16 protein-coding genes are annotated in these 16,399 nt (G+C 67.8%); 15 read left to right on the top strand and 1 reads right to left on the bottom strand.

The annotated features are described in order from the left end of the window. Positions 1-31: 31 nt before the first annotated feature. From obgE to rsfS, 7 genes are all read left to right on the top strand, one after another. A complete protein-coding gene (gene obgE / locus ACWA14_RS09210) occupies positions 32-1,528 on the top strand; it encodes a GTPase ObgE (protein WP_463792665.1) in 1,497 nt (498 codons plus the stop codon). After that, a complete protein-coding gene (proB, locus tag ACWA14_RS09205) occupies positions 1,525-2,307 on the top strand; it encodes a glutamate 5-kinase (protein ID WP_463792664.1) in 783 nt (260 codons plus the stop codon). The genes obgE and proB overlap by 4 nt, the downstream gene beginning before the upstream one ends. A gap of 70 nt (positions 2,308-2,377) precedes the next feature. Then, on the top strand, positions 2,378-3,631 hold the full coding sequence (locus ACWA14_RS09200) for a glutamate-5-semialdehyde dehydrogenase (protein WP_463792663.1): 1,254 nt from the start codon (positions 2,378-2,380) through the stop codon (positions 3,629-3,631). A gap of 51 nt (positions 3,632-3,682) precedes the next feature. Then, positions 3,683-3,907, top strand: coding sequence for a hypothetical protein (locus ACWA14_RS09195; RefSeq protein ID WP_463792661.1), 225 nt, complete (start codon positions 3,683-3,685; stop codon positions 3,905-3,907). Positions 3,908-3,914: 7 nt separating this feature from the next. Next, positions 3,915-4,517: a nicotinate-nucleotide adenylyltransferase gene (gene nadD, locus ACWA14_RS09190; protein WP_463792660.1), complete on the top strand. Its 603-nt coding sequence runs from the start codon at positions 3,915-3,917 to the stop codon at positions 4,515-4,517. Next, complete coding sequence (locus tag ACWA14_RS09185; protein WP_463792658.1) at positions 4,514-5,749, top strand: hypothetical protein; 1,236 nt, start codon at positions 4,514-4,516, stop codon at positions 5,747-5,749. Before nadD ends, ACWA14_RS09185 begins: the two co-directional genes overlap by 4 nt. After that, entirely contained in the window at positions 5,749-6,129 is a 381-nt protein-coding gene (rsfS, locus tag ACWA14_RS09180) for a ribosome silencing factor (protein WP_463792655.1), read from the top strand. Before ACWA14_RS09185 ends, rsfS begins: the two co-directional genes overlap by 1 nt. Before the next feature lie 104 nt (positions 6,130-6,233). On the opposite strand, the gene ACWA14_RS09175 is transcribed toward rsfS, so the two are convergent. Then, entirely contained in the window at positions 6,234-7,889 is a 1,656-nt protein-coding gene (locus tag ACWA14_RS09175; RefSeq protein ID WP_463792653.1) for a dipeptide ABC transporter ATP-binding protein, read from the bottom strand. A 170-nt stretch (positions 7,890-8,059) separates the two neighbouring features. Here ACWA14_RS09175 and ACWA14_RS09170 point away from each other — a divergent pair, with 170 nt between their 5' ends. The 8 genes from ACWA14_RS09170 (at position 8,060) to ACWA14_RS09135 (ending at position 16,391) form a co-directional block, all read left to right on the top strand. Beyond that, on the top strand, positions 8,060-9,268 hold the full coding sequence (locus ACWA14_RS09170) for a dipeptidase (RefSeq protein ID WP_463792651.1): 1,209 nt from the start codon (positions 8,060-8,062) through the stop codon (positions 9,266-9,268). Further along, positions 9,268-10,887 carry an ABC transporter substrate-binding protein gene (locus tag ACWA14_RS09165; RefSeq protein WP_463792648.1) on the top strand — a complete coding sequence of 540 codons (1,620 nt, stop codon included), beginning with the start codon at positions 9,268-9,270 and terminating at the stop codon, positions 10,885-10,887. Before ACWA14_RS09170 ends, ACWA14_RS09165 begins: the two co-directional genes overlap by 1 nt. A 31-nt stretch (positions 10,888-10,918) precedes the next feature. Next, positions 10,919-11,881: an ABC transporter permease gene (locus tag ACWA14_RS09160; RefSeq protein ID WP_463792647.1), complete on the top strand. Its 963-nt coding sequence runs from the start codon at positions 10,919-10,921 to the stop codon at positions 11,879-11,881. Then, entirely contained in the window at positions 11,878-12,777 is a 900-nt protein-coding gene (locus ACWA14_RS09155; protein ID WP_463792645.1) for an ABC transporter permease, read from the top strand. Before ACWA14_RS09160 ends, ACWA14_RS09155 begins: the two co-directional genes overlap by 4 nt. Before the next feature lie 9 nt (positions 12,778-12,786). Continuing rightward, the gene (locus tag ACWA14_RS09150) at positions 12,787-13,965 is read left to right on the top strand and encodes a M24 family metallopeptidase (protein ID WP_463792643.1); all 1,179 of its coding nucleotides are present in this window, start codon (positions 12,787-12,789) and stop codon (positions 13,963-13,965) included. 79 nt (positions 13,966-14,044) lie between these two features. After that, complete coding sequence (locus ACWA14_RS09145) at positions 14,045-14,944, top strand: alpha/beta fold hydrolase (RefSeq protein ID WP_463792642.1); 900 nt, start codon at positions 14,045-14,047, stop codon at positions 14,942-14,944. A 23-nt stretch (positions 14,945-14,967) separates the two neighbouring features. Then, positions 14,968-15,996, top strand: coding sequence for an Lrp/AsnC family transcriptional regulator (locus ACWA14_RS09140; RefSeq protein WP_463792641.1), 1,029 nt, complete (start codon positions 14,968-14,970; stop codon positions 15,994-15,996). Positions 15,997-16,193: 197 nt separating this feature from the next. Continuing rightward, on the top strand, positions 16,194-16,391 hold the full coding sequence (locus tag ACWA14_RS09135; RefSeq protein WP_463792639.1) for a hypothetical protein: 198 nt from the start codon (positions 16,194-16,196) through the stop codon (positions 16,389-16,391). The last annotated feature ends 8 nt before the right edge of the window (positions 16,392-16,399 follow it).

Below are 16,399 nucleotides of genomic sequence, written 5' to 3'. Positions count from 1 at the left end.
CGGGTGGAAACTCAATAAAGGAGATCGAGACATGGTCAGCTTCGTCGACACCGTGACGCTGCATCTGCGCGCCGGCAAGGGCGGGAACGGCTGCGTCTCGGTGCACCGGGAGAAGTTCAAGCCGCTCGGCGGTCCGGACGGCGGCAACGGCGGTGACGGTGGAGACATCGTGCTCGTCGCCGACACCCAGACCGGCACCCTGCTGTCGTACCACCACTCGCCGCACCGCTCCGCGGGCAACGGCGGATTCGGGATGGGCGATCACCGCGCCGGCTTCATGGGCGAGACGCTCGAGCTCCCGGTGCCGCTCGGCACCCTCGTGAAGACCCCCGAGGGCGAGGTGCTGATCGACATGATCGTGCCCGGCGAGCGATTCGTCGTCGCCAAGGGCGGTCAGGGCGGTCTCGGCAACGCGGCGCTCTCCTCGCCCAAGCGCAAGGCCCCGGGCTTCGCGCTGTTGGGCACCCCGGGATTCGAGGGCGATGTCGTCCTCGAGCTGAAGACCGTCGCCGACGTCGCGCTGGTGGGGTACCCGTCAGCCGGCAAGTCGAGCCTGATCGGCGCGATCTCCGCGGCCCGACCGAAGATCGCCGACTACCCGTTCACCACACTGCACCCGAACCTCGGGGTCGTGCAGGCCGGCGAGTCGCGCTACACCGTCGCCGACGTCCCCGGTCTGATCGAGGGAGCGAGCGAAGGGCGCGGCCTGGGCCTCGAGTTCCTCCGCCACGTCGAGCGCTGCTCCGCTCTCCTGCACGTGCTCGACTGCGCGACGCTCGAGTCGGGTCGCGACCCGATCTCCGACCTCGACGTGATCCTGGCCGAGCTCGCCGCCTACGAGGTGCCGGAGGGTCAGCTCCCGCTGCTGGAGCGCCCGCAGCTCATCGCGCTGAACAAGATCGACGTGCCCGAGGCGCGCGACCTCGCCGAACTCGTGCGTCCCGATCTCGAAGCGCGGGGTTTCCGCGTGTTCGAGATCTCCACGGTCTCCCACGAGGGGCTGCGTCCACTCACGTTCGCGCTCGGTGAGATCGTCGACAAGCACCGTGCCGAGACGGTCGTGGAGGTTCCCGAGCGTGTGGTCATCCGTCCCCGCGGTTCGAAGAAGGAATTCACGATCCGTGTCGAGGGCGGCACCTACGGCAACATCTACCGCATCCTCGGTGAGAAGCCGGTGCGCTGGGTCCAGCAGACCGACTTCCAGAACGAGGAGGCCGTCGGCTATCTCGCCGATCGTCTCGAGAAGGTGGGCGTCGAGGACGAGCTCTTCCGGCTGGGCGCTGTCCAGGGATCGACCGTCGTGATCGGGGAGGGCGAGAGCATCGTCTTCGACTGGGAGCCCACCATGGCCTCCGCCGCCGAGCTCATGACAGCACCGCGAGGCACCGATCCGCGACTGGCTCCGAACTCCCGACGCACCACGTCGGAGCGCCGCGAGAACTACTACGAGCGCATGGATGCCAAGGCTGCGGCGCGAGCCGAGGTCGAGGAGCTGCGTCTCACCGCCTACCGCGGGGATGACGAGTGACCGCACGGTCTCGAGCCGATCTCGCCACCGCAGCGCGCATCGTCGTCAAAGTCGGCTCGTCCTCCATCAGCGGAGATTCGTCCTGGCGCATCCCGGTCATCGTCGAGGCTCTCGCGGCTGCGCACGCGCGGGGCGCCGAGGTGGTCCTGGTCTCCTCCGGAGCCATCGCCAGCGGCATCCCGTTCCTGCGCCTGGACGCACGCCCCACCGACCTCGCCACGCAGCAGGCCGCAGCCGCTGTCGGCCAGAACATCCTCGTGTACCGCTACCAGGAGGCCATGCGCCCCTTCGACATCGTCGCCGGCCAGGTGCTGTTGACGACCGGCGACCTCGAGAGCCCGATGTCGCGCAGCAATGCGCGCCGCGCGATGGAACGCCTGCTGGGACTGCGCATCCTCCCCATCGTGAACGAGAACGACACGGTCGCCACGCAGGAGATCCGCTTCGGCGACAACGATCGGCTCGGCGCACTCGTCGCGCAACTGATCCAGGCCGATGCGCTGGTGCTGCTCAGCGACATCGAGTCGCTGTACACCAAGCCTCCGTCCGACCCGCGGGCGGAACCGATCGACATCGTCGCGGCTGACGCCGACCTCAGCGGTCTCGAGTTCGGTGCCACCGTCGTGAACAGCGTCGGCACCGGGGGAGCGGCGACCAAGGTGTCGGCTGCGCGTCTCGCCGCGGCGTCCGGCATCGGAGTTCTCGTCACGAGCGCCGACCTGGTGCACCAGGCGCTCTCGGGCGCGGAGATCGGTACCTGGTTCGAGCCCGCCGTCTGATCCGACCGTCCCCTCCGCGTCGCTCGTCACACCCCGCGTCGTGGGTGCGCGCGGGTTCTAGACTGGGCGGATGACCGACCAGACTCCCCAGGCGCGCCTGGAACGCGCCAAGGACGCGTCCCGCGCGACGGCCGCTCTCACGAGTGATGACAAGGGCCGGATCCTGGAGGCCATCGCGGTCGCCGTGGAGACCGGGACCCGCCGGATCATCGAGGCCAACGAGCGCGACATCGTCCGCGGCCGCGCGGACGGCATCGGGGAGTCGCTGATCGATCGCCTGCGCCTCGATGAGACCCGGGTGGCAGCCCTCGCGGCGGCCGTGCGTCAGGTGGCATCCCTTCCGGATCCGGTCGGCCGCGTGGTCGGCGGCCACCGGATGCCGAACGGTGTCGCCCTCGAGCAGGTGCGAGTGCCCTTCGGCGTCGTCGGCGCGATCTACGAGGCCCGACCCAATGTGACGGTCGACATCGCCACGCTCGCTCTGCGAGCGGGCAACGCGGTCGTGCTCCGCGGCGGAAGCGCCGCCCGCGAGTCGAACACCGTGCTGGTCGCGATCATGCGCGATGCGGTGCAGGCCGCCGGGCTGACGCCGGAGGCGATCCAGTCCGTCGACGACTTCGGCAGGGACGGCGCGAAGGCCCTCATGCACGGACGCGGCTTCGTCGACGTGCTCGTCCCGCGGGGGAGTGCGGCTCTGATCGAGACGGTCGTCACGGAGTCGACCGTGCCCGTGATCGAGACCGGCGCGGGCAACGTGCACATCTTCCTCGATGAGAGCGCGCCGGACGAGTGGGCGCGCGACATCGTGGTGAACGCGAAGGTGCAGCGCCCGAGCGTCTGCAACGCGGTCGAGACGGTGCTCGTGCACCGCCAGGCAGCGCCGCGCCTGGTGCCGCTGGTCGCGAGCGCCCTGCAGAGCGAAGGCGTCGCGATCCACGGCGACGACATCGTGGCCGGGCTGATGTCCAATGTGATCCCGGCGACGGAGGAGGACTGGGCCACGGAGTATCTCGGTCTCGACATCGCCATGAAGGTCGTCGACTCCCTCGACGACGCTCTCGACCACATCCGCCGGTACAGCACGGGGCACACCGAAGCGATCATCACCACCGACACGCGCAACGCCGAACGCTTCCTTGCCGAGGTCGATTCGGCGGTGGTGATGGTGAACGCGTCGACGCGCTTCACGGACGGCGGCGAGTTCGGCTTCGGGGCCGAGGTCGGCATCTCGACGCAGAAGCTCCACGCTCGCGGACCGATGGGGGTTGCCGAGCTGACCAGCACCAAGTGGCTGGCGCGTGGGGCGGGGCAGACGCGCGGCTGAGGTCTAGACTGGGAGACGCTGTACCGCACCCGGTCATGAAACGGAGTCCCGATGAACCTCATCGCACAGATCGCGATGGCTGCTGCTGAATCCGAGCACCACGGCAACGTGGCCCTCGAGACCTTCATCTTCGGGGTCATCGCGGCGCTCCTGTTCGCCTTCCTCGGACTGGTGACGCTGTCGTACCGCAACGTCGCCAACCGTCACTCGGCGAAGGCCGACGCCTGGGCGGCGAAGCACGGCAAGGACGACCACGGGGCAGGGCACGGCCACTGAGGCCACTATGGATGCAGCGACCTCGCGTGCTCCACGCATCGGCGTGATGGGTGGCACTTTCGACCCCATCCACCACGGGCACCTGGTCGCCGCCAGTGAGGTGGCTCACTCCTTCGGACTCGACGAGGTCGTCTTCGTCCCCACCGGTCACCCCTGGCAGAAATCCGACGTCACCCCCAGCGAGCATCGGTATCTGATGACGGTGATCGCGACGGCATCCAACCCGCAGTTCACGGTCAGCCGGGTCGACATCGCGCGCGAGGGGCCGACCTACACGATCGACACTCTGCGCGATCTGAAGCGCGATCGCCCCGATGCCGAGCTGTTCTTCATCTCGGGCGCGGATGCCGTGGCGCAAATTCTCAGTTGGAGGGACCATGATGAGTTGTGGGAGTTGGCCCACTTCGTCGCGGTGTCTCGCCCAGGACACGTCCTGAGCACAGACGGGCTCCCGAGCGACAATGTCAGCCAGCTGGAGGTGCCGGCGCTGTCGATCTCGTCGACGGCCTGCCGTGAACGCGTTCGCGACGACCAACCGGTCTGGTATCTCGTCCCCGACGGAGTCGTCCAGTACATCGCGAAGCATCATCTGTATCGGAGCAAGGCATGAGTACATCGGATCAGACCGAGCACGGTCCGCTGACGCGCAAGCAGCTGCGGGAGATCCGGCTGACGGGGTCGACCCCCGTCATCACGCCGGAGGAAGCGGCTGCCGCCGCCGCGACCACCACGCCCCCGCTGCCTCCCGTGCCGGAGGCGCCCACGGAGGATGACTCCGAATCGACGGACACCGGCGGCTCCGCGCCCGCCGACGACCGACCTGTCGACCTCTCGTCCGCCCCTCTGACCCGGCGCCAGGCGCGCGCGCAGGAGCGCGTGCGCACCGGATCCGTTCCCGCGGTCGGCTCCGACGAGCACGACGCCGACATCGCGGACGCCGAGATCGTCGACCCGGACACCGGTCAGGCCGACGTCGTCGCGGACGAGCCCGATGAGCCGGTCGAACTGGCTGTCGTCGATGACGAGCAGCACACCACCGACGAGACCGTGGTGGCTGCCGTCCCTGATTTCTCCCGCACATCCTCGGTCGTCGACGACGATGACGACGAAGGCGTGGACGACGTCGAGGTCGTCGCTCCGGTGAGCGCGTCCGTCGCAGCGTCGTCGGTCGGCGAGGTGTCGCTCGACGTCGTCGACCATGAGGACGCCTCTGACCCGCGCGACGATGTCGATGCGCTCGGACTGGCGCCCGCGGACGATCACGATCATGACGACGTCCTGGCCGACGCCGACACCGACGCCGACGACGCCTCCGAGGTCGCTGACGACGGCGAACGCCCGGTCGTGAACCCGGCCTTCGGCGTCGGGCTGCTCCGCGACCCTGCGGAGAGCGCGAAGCCCTTCACCCCCTCGTTCGACGAGCTGCTCACGGTCGGCGATTCCACCGGATCGCAGCACGTCGCGCCCAGCGCGCTCATCTTCACGCCGTCTCCGGGCGAGGGTTCTCTCTCCGGGCCTGTCGCCTCGACCGGAGAGATCCTGGTCACGGGGTCCTACGAACTGCCGCGAGGCATGGGATCCCAGGGGCACGCGCACGGCACCACCGACGGCAAGGAGGTGGACGCCGTGCTGATCGACGGCGAGCTGCCCGCGTCGTCTTCTCCGACCCCCATCGCCGCGAGCTCCGCGGTCAGCACCATCAAGCCCGCCGGCGAGGTCATCCGTCCTCCTGCCCCGGAAAAGGGCAACAAACTCATGCTCATCCTGGCGATCACGGCGGGCGGTCTCGCCTTGGCGTTGGGCGTCGTGCTCATTTTCGCCTTCACCACGAATGTGTTCTGATGCAATCACCTGAAACTGCCGAAGAAATGCTGCGGCTCGCCGCAGAAGCCGCCATCTCGAAGGGCGGTGAGGACCTCGTCGCGCTGAACGTGTCGGAGCCCCTGCCGCTGGTCGACATCTTCCTGCTCGTCACCGGTAACAGCGAGCGCAACGTCGCCGCGATCGCCGACGAGATCGAGGACCGGCTCATCGAGTCCGGGCACAAGCGCGTCCGTCGCGAGGGTCGTGCCGAGGCCCGCTGGGTCCTCCTCGACTTCGGCGACCTGATCGTGCACGTCTTCCACCAGGAGGAGCGCGTCTACTACGGGCTCGAGCGCCTGTGGAAGGACTGCCCGGTCGTTCCGATCGACGTCGCGGAGACCTCGGCGGCGGGGGAGTAGCACTCCTTCCCGCCAGACGAAACGCCTGCGCACCGGAGAAGCCCCATCGGAGACGGTGGGGCTTCTCTCGTGTCTCTCTCGTGTCGGGAGAGCAGTGGCCGGCGTCAGGCGCTCAGCGGGGTCCGTCGCTGCAGCATGCCGCGCTCGGCCCTGGTCTGCGGCGGGATCGCCGAGAGCAGTGAGCGGGTGTAGGGGTGCGACGGCGTCCGGTACACCGTCTCGGTGTCGCCGATCTCGACCATGTTGCCGAGATACATCACCGCCACGCGGTCGGCGATGTGGCGGACGAGCGAGAGATCGTGGGCGATGAAGACGATCGACATGCCCAGCCGTTCGCGCAGGTCGCACAGCAGGTCGATGATCTGTGCGCGGATCGACACATCGAGGGCGGAGACGGGCTCGTCGCACACCAGCACGTCGGGGTGCAGCGCCAAGGCGCGGGCGATGCCGATGCGCTGACGCTGACCGCCGGAGAACTGGTGGGGGAAGCGCGAACCCATCTCGGGGGTGAGCCCCACGAGCTCCAGCAGCTCCGCGACGCGCTCGCGACGGCTCGCAGGTGTGCCGGTGCGTGTCGCAGCCAGGGGCTCCGCGATGATCTGCTGGACGGTCATCCGCGGGTTGAGGGACATATACGGGTCCTGGAAGACCATCTGGACCCCGCGACGCAGCACGCGCCGGTCGCGGAGCCGCCCGCGCGTCACATCCTCGTCGCGGAAACGCAGGGTTCCGGCGTCGGGGGAGTCGAGGCCGACCAGCATGCGGGCGAGGGTCGACTTGCCGCTGCCCGATTCCCCGACGATCGCGAGGATCTCCCCGCTGCGCAGTTGGAGGTCGACGCCGGCGACCGCGGCGACGCGGTGCGCGCGGCGCCCACTGCCGGAGCGGAACGTGCGTTCCAGTCCGCGCCCCTCCAGGATCGGAGCCGACCCGTCGTCGGGCGCCGCGGCGCTGACGTCCTGGGGCATCGAGTGCAGCAGTTGCAGCGTGTACGGGTGCTGCGGAGCGGTGAGCACGACGTCCGCGCTGCCGGACTCGACGATGCGTCCCGTGCGCATCACCGCGACGTGGTCGGCCACCTCCATCACGACACCGAGATCATGCGTGATGAGCAGGATGCCCATGCCGAGGCGATCGCGCAGAGACAGCAGCAGGTCGAGGATCTGCGCCTGCACCGTCACGTCGAGCGCGGTCGTCGGTTCATCCGCGATGATCAGATCAGGTTCGAGCGCGATGGCCATCGCGATCAGGATGCGCTGTCGTTGACCACCGGAGAACTGATGCGGGAAGTCGTGCACTCGCTGTGCGGGAGTGGGGATGCCCACGAGGGTCAGCAGTTCGACCGCGCGCTCCTCCGCCGCCCGGCGGGAGGTGCTGCGGTGGGCACGGATCAGGTCGATGATCTGATCGCCGATGCTGAGCACGGGGTTGAGAGCGGAGAGGGCATCCTGCATGACGAGACTGACCTGCACGCCGCGGAGGCGGCGATGCTGTTCGGCATTGAGCGTGAGCAGATCGGTGCCGTTCACCGCCAGGCGGGTGGCATCGACCTCGCCGTTGTCGATGAGTCCCATGATCGCGCGGGCGGTCATCGACTTGCCGGAGCCGGATTCACCGAGCAGCGCGAAGACCTCGCCGCGGCGCACCGTGATGTCGATGTCGTCGACCACGCGGTTCGGCCGGCCGTCGGTGGACAGGGTCACGGTGAGGCCGCGGACATCCAGGACGATGTCGTGCTCCCGCGCTGACGAGTTCTCCATAGCTGCCATCATGCCAGGAGACTACCTCTGAATTGTTTCGAACAGGAAACATCTCAGCCGAATTTGTTCATGAAGGTTGACATGTGCGCCGAAATCAACGAGATTCGAGGAAATCTCCCCGCGTCGATCGGGAAGAGTCATCCGCATCACCGAACCGAAGGAGCGCATCCGTGCTCGAAAAAGCAGACCGCTACACCGGCTACACGGCCTACGACTACCTCGAAGCGGGCAAGGACTACCGTGAGTTCCGCTACGCCAAGCAGATCGGCCGCGTGCCCGCCTATGAGGGACTGGACCTCAGCGACGCGCAGAAGGAGCGCACCGAGCGCCTGCTGCGCGAGGAGACCGTGATCTCCCTGCACGAGCACGTGCAGGTCTTCCCCGAAGACATGGGCGAGCTGCGCGACCACATCCGTCAGGGTCGCGAACCCACCGGATACCAGGGCCTCGCGCGCTCGGGGCTGACCGCGGTCTTCGACAACGGCATGGACGGCACCTGCTGCATCTCGAGCGACGCCGGATGGAAGTACCAGGACGTGCTGTTCGACCTGGGTGTGCGCATGGCGGACCTCGCGCACCAGGACTTCGTGATTAAGGCCGAGTCGATCAAGGACATCCGTCATGCGGCGGAGACCGGTCGCGTCGCGCACATCTTCGCGCTGGAGGCGTCCACCATGATCGAGAACGAGGTCGATCGCCTGGACGTGCTGTATGGCTTCGGCGTGCGGCAGATGGGCATCGCCTACTCGGAGGCGAACATGCTGGGCGGCGGGCTCAAGGAGCGCGGTGACGGCGGCCTGACCTACTTCGGCGAGCGCGCCGTCGAGCGCATGAACAAGCTGGGCATCGCGATCGACATCTCGCACTCGGGCGACCAGACGTGCCTCGATGTGATCGCGCATTCGAAGGTGCCGGTGTTCATCACGCACGCCGGAGCGCGCGGCCTGTGGCCGACGAACCGCATGAAGACCGATGAGACGATCATCCAGTGCGCGAAGCGCGGCGGCGTGATCGGCATCGAGGCCGCACCGCACACGACGATCTCGCCGCAGCATCCGAAGCACTCGCTGGAGTCGGTCATGGACCACTTCCAGTACTGTGTCGATCTGGTGGGTCTGGAGCACGTCAGCTTCGGTCCCGACACCTTGTTCGGCGACCACGTCGGCCTGCACGATGCGTTCTCCTCGAACCTGTCGCTGGGTCAGGCGCACGCCAATGTCGAGTACGAGAAGCAGCCGTACGTCGACGGTATCGAGAACCCCGCCGAGGCCTTCTACAACATCATCGGCTGGCTTGTGAAGCACGACTACTCCGACGACGAGATCCGCGCCGTCGTCGGTGGGAACACCATGCGCGTACTCGAGGAGGTTTGGGTCTGATGAAACACCGCACGTTCCTCGCACTCGGTGCGGCCGCGACACTCGTCGTCGGTCTCACCGCCTGCGCCCCGTCCGCACCGGAGCCGGGGGAGTCGTCCGGCAACGCCGGACCGAGCGACGAGACGCTCAGCATCGGCACGACGACCGACGTCGTGAACTTCAACCCGGTCCTCGGCAACAGTCGCACCGACTCGTGGATCACGAACCTGATGTACCCGCACCTGCTGAGCATCAGCGACGACGGCACCAAGGAAGCCCACGTGGCGACCGACTGGGGCTACGTCGACGACACCACCGGGTTCTACGAGATCCGCGACGACCTGACGTGGAGCGACGGGGAGCCCCTCACGGCGGAGGATGTCGCCTGGACCCTGAACGCGGTCAAGCGCGACCAGGCACCCGGCACCTTCTTCGGCCAGCTGGGCAACCTCGACACGGCCACCGCCGTCTCGGACACCCGGGTCGAGCTCACACTCACGCAGCCCGATTCCTCGATCATCGAGGAGATCGGCTTCTGGGGTGTCGTGGTCCCGCAGCACGTGTTCGAGCCGCAGGGCTCGATCGCGGAGTTCGCGAACGACGGGAGTGACGGGGGCTGGGTCGGCATGGGGCCGTTCATCATGAGCGACTTCCAGGTGGGCCAGCACTACACGCTGGACCGCGTCGAGGACTATCCGCTGGTCGACGGCGGGGTCCCCGGTCCTGCAGAGGTCGTGTACCGCGTGTACCCGGACGTGAACACTGAGATCCTGGCGCTGCAGAGCGGCGAGATCGACGTGATCGCGAACGCGCTGCCCCCGGCTCAGGTCGAGCAGCTCAGCAACAGCGAGGGCCTCCAGGTCATCGAAGCGCCGGGGCTGGGCTACGCGCACCTCGTCTACAACATGGAGAAGCCGGACCTCGCCAAGACCGAGGTGCGGCAGGCGCTCGCCCACGCGGTCGACTACGAGGCGATCCGCACGGTCGTGCTGCAGGGCCAGGCCGTCTCGACCGGATCGAGCGCGCTGATGCCGGTGCTGGCGAAGTACTACGACGACTCGGTGTCGGAGTACGAGTTCGACCCGGAGAAGTCGCGCTCGCTCATGGAGGACGCCGGATACACGGCAGGCGCCGACGGCATGTTCCCCCTCTCGTTCCGGCTGATCTACTCGCTGCAGGACAGCGTGACCAGTCAGTGGGCGCAGATGGTCAAGGACAGTGCGGCGGAGGCCGGGATCACGATCGAGCTCCAGGGCACCGAGCGCAACACCTACCTCTCGATGACCAACGAGGGCGACTACGACATCTACGCCGGCAACTTCGCCATCATGGACGACCCGGTGACGAACTTCGCGCTGTCGTACCTGCCGGGGGGAGCCATCAACTACACCCACGTGGACGACCCCGAGCTGAACGCCCTGATCGAAGAGGGAATGGTCACCTTCGATGAGGACGAGAAGATCTCGATCATGCGCGAGGCGAACAAGATCGTGCACGAGCAGGTCTACGACAACATCATGTACACGCAGAACCTGTTCTTCGCCGCCAGCGACGAATGGGCCGGCTTCATCTCGAAGCCGAGCGAACTGCTCTCGATCGTGAACCCGCTCTCGCTCGCGAGCGCGTACCCGGTTGAATAACACCACTGGAATCTCGAGGAAGGTCGCCCGGGTGTCCCGAGCATCGTTCATTCTCCACCGTGTAGGCCGAGGTCTGCTCACGATCTGGTTCGCCGTGACCGTGACGTTCCTCCTGCTGCGCCTGCTCCCCGGTGACCCGGCGCTGGCGCTGGCGAGTCCGAACATGACGGAGGCGATCCGGGCGACCATCCTCGAGCAGTACGGGCTGGACCAACCCCTCCTGGTCCAGTACGGCCTGTACATGTGGCAGCTGCTGCAGGGGAACCTGGGGATCTCCTTCACCCAGTCGATCCCCGTCGTCGACGTGCTCCTGCAGCGGCTGCCCTGGACCCTCCTGCTCACCCTGACCGCGCTGCTGCTGACGATCATCATCGGCATCCCGTTGGGGGTCGCAGCCGCCTCGCACAAGGGACGCTTCATCGATCGCGCCGTGCAGATCGTCGGCGTCACCGGGCAGTCGCTCTTCGTCCCGAGCGTCGCGATCCTGCTCCTGTTCGTGTTCGGGCTGAACCTCGGCTGGTTCCCCATCGGCGGGGCGTACACCAACAACACCTACGGGCTCGAGTGGTATCTCAGCGTCGCACGGCACCTCGTGCTCCCGGCGGTGTCCCTCATGCTCATCCAGGTCGGCTCGTACGTGCTGACCATGCGCTCCACCCTCATCGAGACGCTCGGTGAGGACTACATCCTGCTCGCCAAGGCGAACGGTCTGCGCGGCCGGCGCATCCTCTGGAAGCACGCGCTGCGCAACGCGCTGCTGCCGACGACCACGCTGATCGGACTGCAGCTCGGATTCCTGGTCGGCGGTGCCGTGCTGACCGAGACGGTGTTCGCGTATCCGGGGATCGGCCGCGGCATCTACGAGGCGGTCACACAGCTCGACTTCCCCGTCCTGCAGGGCGCTTTCCTCATGCTCGCGGCGACCGTCGTCGTCGCGAACACGATCACCGACATCGTCTACGGCTACCTGGACCCGAGAGTGAAGACCTCATGACCGCTCCGCTGCCCTCCTCCGTGCCCCTCGTGCCGACCGAGCCGACCGCCGGCGGGAGCGAGCGCGCCAGCGCACACACCTGGCGGGCGTTCCGTCGCGATCCGCTCGGCATGATCTCGCTCGCGCTGCTGCTGCTGCTCGTGATCATCGCGCTCGCCGCCCCGCTGATCGCGCCGTACCCGGCCAGCTACGGACCCGACGTGCTGCGTCCTCCGGGGGCCGACCACTGGTTCGGCACCGACGCGCTCGGGCGGGACGTGTTCTCCGAGGTGATCTGGGGCACGCAGCAGAGCGTCCTCGTCGCCGTGGCCGCGTCGGTGATCGCCATCGTCTTCGGCACCATCATCGCGGTGATCGGTGCCTACTTCCGCCGGCTCGACAGCATCATCAGCGTGATCGTCGACATGACGCTGTCGCTGCCGGTGCTGCCCCTGATGATCCTGATCGCCGCGCTCGTGGGGCCGAGCACCTCGACCATCATCTTCGTCGTCGCGGCCTTCTCCTGGCCGGAGGTCACCCGCCTGGTGCGCTCGCAGGCGCTCACGGTCGTGGGTCTGCCCTACGTCGACGCCGCACGGCTGATGACGACCTCCCCGGTCTGGATCATCTCGCGCCACCTGCTTCCCGCCGTCACCCCCGTCGTGGTCGTGTCGGTCGTGGTCACGGCGTCGCGCGCCGTTCTCTCCGCCGCGGGCCTCGCGTTCCTCGGCCTCGGCGATCCGACCACCTGGTCGTGGGGGCGCATCCTGTACGAGGCGCAGCAGGCGGGCGCGATGGTGAGCGCCTGGTGGCTCACGCTGTTCCCCTCGATCGCGATCCTCATCCTCGTGCTGTCGGCCACCCTGCTCTCGATCGCCTACAACGATGCGCGCAACCCGCGTCACCTCGCCCGTTAGGAGTACGACATGACCGCCTTCGACCAGCGTCTCGCGCCGGAGTTCTTCGACCGAGTGCAGGCCCGCGTACAGGAGCGGATGGCCGCCGAGCGATTCGATGCCTTCGTCACGGACCACCCCGAGGACATCGCCTACCTCACGGGCTTCTTCCACCACCCCTCGGAGCGCCCGGTCGCGATCTGGATCGACGGGGGCGGCCGCGTGGTGATGCTGCTGCCGGAACTCGAACGCGAGTACGCCGAGTCGCAGTCGGCGCGGGCGGAGCTCGTGGCGTTCTTCGAGTATCCGGGGGTCGTGTCGCCGTTCACGGTGCTCGCCGACGCGGTCTCGGCGTCCGGACGCGTGGGATTCACCGCGTCCATGCCGTACCACCGCCTCGCCGCGCTCCGCTCGGCGATGCCCGGCGCGGATCTGGTCGGCTCCGACCTGATCACCCGCGCCCGCTACGTCAAGTTCCCGGAGGAGGTCGTCCTGCATCGGGAAGCCGCACGCATCACCGACCGGATGCTCGAGGCGGGGGTGCAGCTGGTGAGCGACGCCGTCGCGGCCGGGGGAGACCTCCCCACCGAGGCCGAGCTCGAGCGTCACGTGACCTCCACGGGCACGACGCTCATGTATGCGGAGCACCGGAACGTGGTCGTCGCGTCGCTGTTGGCGGGCGGGCTGGTGTACTCGGGGGCGAACTCCGCATTCCCGCACGGACTCCCGTCGGTCAACCGGCTGAAGGCGGGCGACACGTTCATGCTCTCGCTCGGCTGCGCCGTGGGGGGCCGGTTCATCGAGGGGGAGCGCACGTTCGTACTCGGCGAACCGACCCCCGACCAGCGGCGATATCACGACACGATCCATGCGGCGCAGGAGCTCGGACGATCGACGATCCGGGCCGGGCTCGAGTGCCGGGAGTCGAACCGGCTGTGCCTCGACGTGATCCGCGAGGCGGGTCTGGGGGAGTTCATCCGGCACCGTCAGGGGCACGGCATCGGTCTCGGCATGCACGAGGCGCCCTGGCTGGAGGACGGCGATGCGACGCCGCTCGAGTCCGGCATGGTGGTGTCGAACGAGCCGGGAATCTACGTGCCCGGTCACGCGGGCTATCGCATCAGCGACAGCATGCTCGTGACCAAGGGCGGCGCCGAACCCCTGACGACCTATCCCCGCAGCCTGGACGAGTGTCTCATCGCTCTCTGAGCGCCCCCGACCTCGCGCCCCCGACCGGCCACGCAGCCCCCGACCTCGCGACTTCAACGACATCGAGAAAGAAGACGACATGACTTCCACGCCCCCGGTCTCCCCGGAATTCGCCGCCGCCACCAGCGCCCATGAGTGGGTAGAGATCAACGGCAACCACCTGGCCGTCGAGGTGCTCGGGCCGGAGGGGGCGCCCGTCATCATCACGCACCACGGAGCCCCGGGGCTCGGCTCGCGGGCGGAGCCGCGGGCGAGCTTCGGTCGGCTGGCGGACGAGTACCGGGTCGTGGTGTTCGACGCGCGCGGGAGCGGACAGAGCGAGGGTGAAGGCACCTACAGCCACGAGCAGTGGGCCGCCGACATCGACGGGCTGCGCGAGTGGATCGGCGCCGAGCGGATCGTGATCGCAGGAGGATCGTACGGCGGCTTCATGGCGATGGAGTATGCGCTGCGCTACCCGGAGCGCGTCGCCGCGGTGGTGCTGCGAGACACCTCGCCCGACAACGGCAACGCCCATCTCGCGCGCGAGAACGCGCTCGCCTCGGACCGCGTGGCGATCGACATGGAGAAGTTCGATCGCATCGACGTCGGCCAGGTGCGGGATGACGAGGATCTCAAGGACTGCTGGCGGGAGATCCTGCCGCTGTACGACTTCGTCTACGACCCGGATGCCGTCGAGCGCAAGGTCGAGGCGACGCCGTACCGGTATCGCGCGCACAACTACGCGTTCTCGGTGAACCTCCCGAACTACGACCTGAAGCCGCGCCTGCACGAGATCGCCGTGCCGACACTCATCACCGTGGGGCGGACGGACTGGATCACGCCAGTATCGTGTAGCCAGGTGATCGCCGATCTGATTCCGGACTCCGAGATGGTGGTGTTCGAGAAGTCGGGGCACTCGCCGCAGATCGAGGAGGCAGAGGCATGGACCGGAACAGTGCGCTCGTTCCTCCACCGGGTGTACCCGCCCACCTCGTGAGCCCGGTGGGTACGGCAAGTCCGGTGGCGGCAGCGCGCACCGGGCGCGAGGTGAGCGATCTGGATCGTCGGATCGTGGTCGCTCTGCAGCAGGACGGACGGGCGAGCTGGACGTCGATCGCCGACTTCGCCGGGGCATCCGTGTCGACGGTCACACGCCGGGGTCAGCAGCTGCTCGCCGAGGGGGTCGTGCGGGTCGGCATCGTGCCGACGCTCGGCAGCGAGGGGCATGTGGAGAGCTTCTTCGTGCGCATCAACTGCACGCCGGGTTCGCAGCTGAGCGTCGCCGAGACGCTCATCGGATCGCCGTTCGTGCGCTTCGTGACTCTCGTCACGGGGAAGTTCGACGTGTTCGCGGAGGTCGTGATCCCCGGTGATGCGGCGACCTACGCGCACGTGCTCACCGAGCTGCAGGGGATTCCCGGCGTCGAACGGTGGCGCAGTGATCTCGTGGTGCACACGTACAAGGTGAGCTTCGACTGGGGGCGTCAGCTGTACGACTCCCACGCGGAACCGACCGCTGATCCCCAGTCGTACATGCCGGCGCCCAACACGTGCGATCCCACCCACTTCGATGACGCCGACCACGCGATCGTGGAGGAGCTGAGCATCAACGGGCGCGCGTCGTTCCTCTCGATCGCCGCGAAGCTCGACATGAACGAGAGCAGTGTGCGTCGCCGCTACGAGCGGATGCGCAACGCCGGATGCCTCACGACCGTGACGATGGTGCCGGCGTCCGCCCTGGGGATGAGCGCCGAGACACTGCTCATGCTCCGCGTCGAGCCCTCGCGCCTGGCCTCGGTCGCACAGACGCTGTCGCAGCACGTGTCGGTGCGCTTCCTCGCGGCCGTACTGGAGGAGAACTCGCTGTACTGCGAGATCATCCTGCCGACGACCGAGACGCTGCACGACTTCCTCACCGGAACCATCGCCCACCTCAAGGGCGTTCGTGGCTGGAACGCGGCGATGGAGCTGGTCTTCATGAAACGCGGATTCATCGAGACGCCCTGGTGGCGTGCACAGGTGGCCACCGCCGGCGCTGCCGAGAACTGACCGCACCGCCGATCTGCCGCGACCTGTCAAGGGGCTGTCGGGATGACGCGCCTGCGCGCAGACTCGTCCCAGCGGAGGTCCGGGAGGTCTGTCACATGAGTGAAAAGCCGAGTCCGCGATGTGCGATGCATCGTGTCTCACCGTCCGAATGGGTGGTCAACGATCGGCGCTATCCGCCGGGTGACGCCCGTCATACGGTGGCACGTGTCTACGAACTCGCGCCCACCGAGCTCGAGGTCGTGTGGCTTCGCGATCTTCCGCTGGCCATCTCCTACGACAGCGCCGAAGCGTTGCTGAGCGACGTCGAACGTCTTCTCAGTGTGAGCCGGGCGACGAGGCCGGTGCCGATTCCGCACCTGCCACCGCCGACCCCGGCCCCGCGACGATTCCTCTGATCGCCTCC

The sequence above is a fragment of the Microbacterium sp. TW_SC_2 genome (assembly GCF_055361165.1).
The sequence above is the reverse complement of the archived record's forward strand: the minus strand, read 5'-3'. Positions and strand labels throughout refer to the sequence as shown.

Excerpts from the sequence above, each read along its gene's own strand:
- obgE (WP_463792665.1), top strand. The coding sequence starts at position 32 with ATGGTCAGCTTCGTCGACACCGTGACGCTGCATCTGCGCGCCGGCAAG.
- ACWA14_RS09200 (WP_463792663.1), top strand. The coding sequence starts at position 2,378 with ATGACCGACCAGACTCCCCAGGCGCGCCTGGAACGCGCCAAGGACGCG.
- ACWA14_RS09195 (WP_463792661.1), top strand. The coding sequence starts at position 3,683 with ATGAACCTCATCGCACAGATCGCGATGGCTGCTGCTGAATCCGAGCAC.
- nadD (WP_463792660.1), top strand. The coding sequence starts at position 3,915 with ATGGATGCAGCGACCTCGCGTGCTCCACGCATCGGCGTGATGGGTGGC.
- ACWA14_RS09185 (WP_463792658.1), top strand. The coding sequence starts at position 4,514 with ATGAGTACATCGGATCAGACCGAGCACGGTCCGCTGACGCGCAAGCAG.
- rsfS (WP_463792655.1), top strand. The coding sequence starts at position 5,749 with ATGCAATCACCTGAAACTGCCGAAGAAATGCTGCGGCTCGCCGCAGAA.
- ACWA14_RS09175 (WP_463792653.1), bottom strand. The coding sequence starts at position 7,889 with ATGGAGAACTCGTCAGCGCGGGAGCACGACATCGTCCTGGATGTCCGC.
- ACWA14_RS09165 (WP_463792648.1), top strand. The coding sequence starts at position 9,268 with ATGAAACACCGCACGTTCCTCGCACTCGGTGCGGCCGCGACACTCGTC.
- ACWA14_RS09155 (WP_463792645.1), top strand. The coding sequence starts at position 11,878 with ATGACCGCTCCGCTGCCCTCCTCCGTGCCCCTCGTGCCGACCGAGCCG.
- ACWA14_RS09150 (WP_463792643.1), top strand. The coding sequence starts at position 12,787 with ATGACCGCCTTCGACCAGCGTCTCGCGCCGGAGTTCTTCGACCGAGTG.
- ACWA14_RS09145 (WP_463792642.1), top strand. The coding sequence starts at position 14,045 with ATGACTTCCACGCCCCCGGTCTCCCCGGAATTCGCCGCCGCCACCAGC.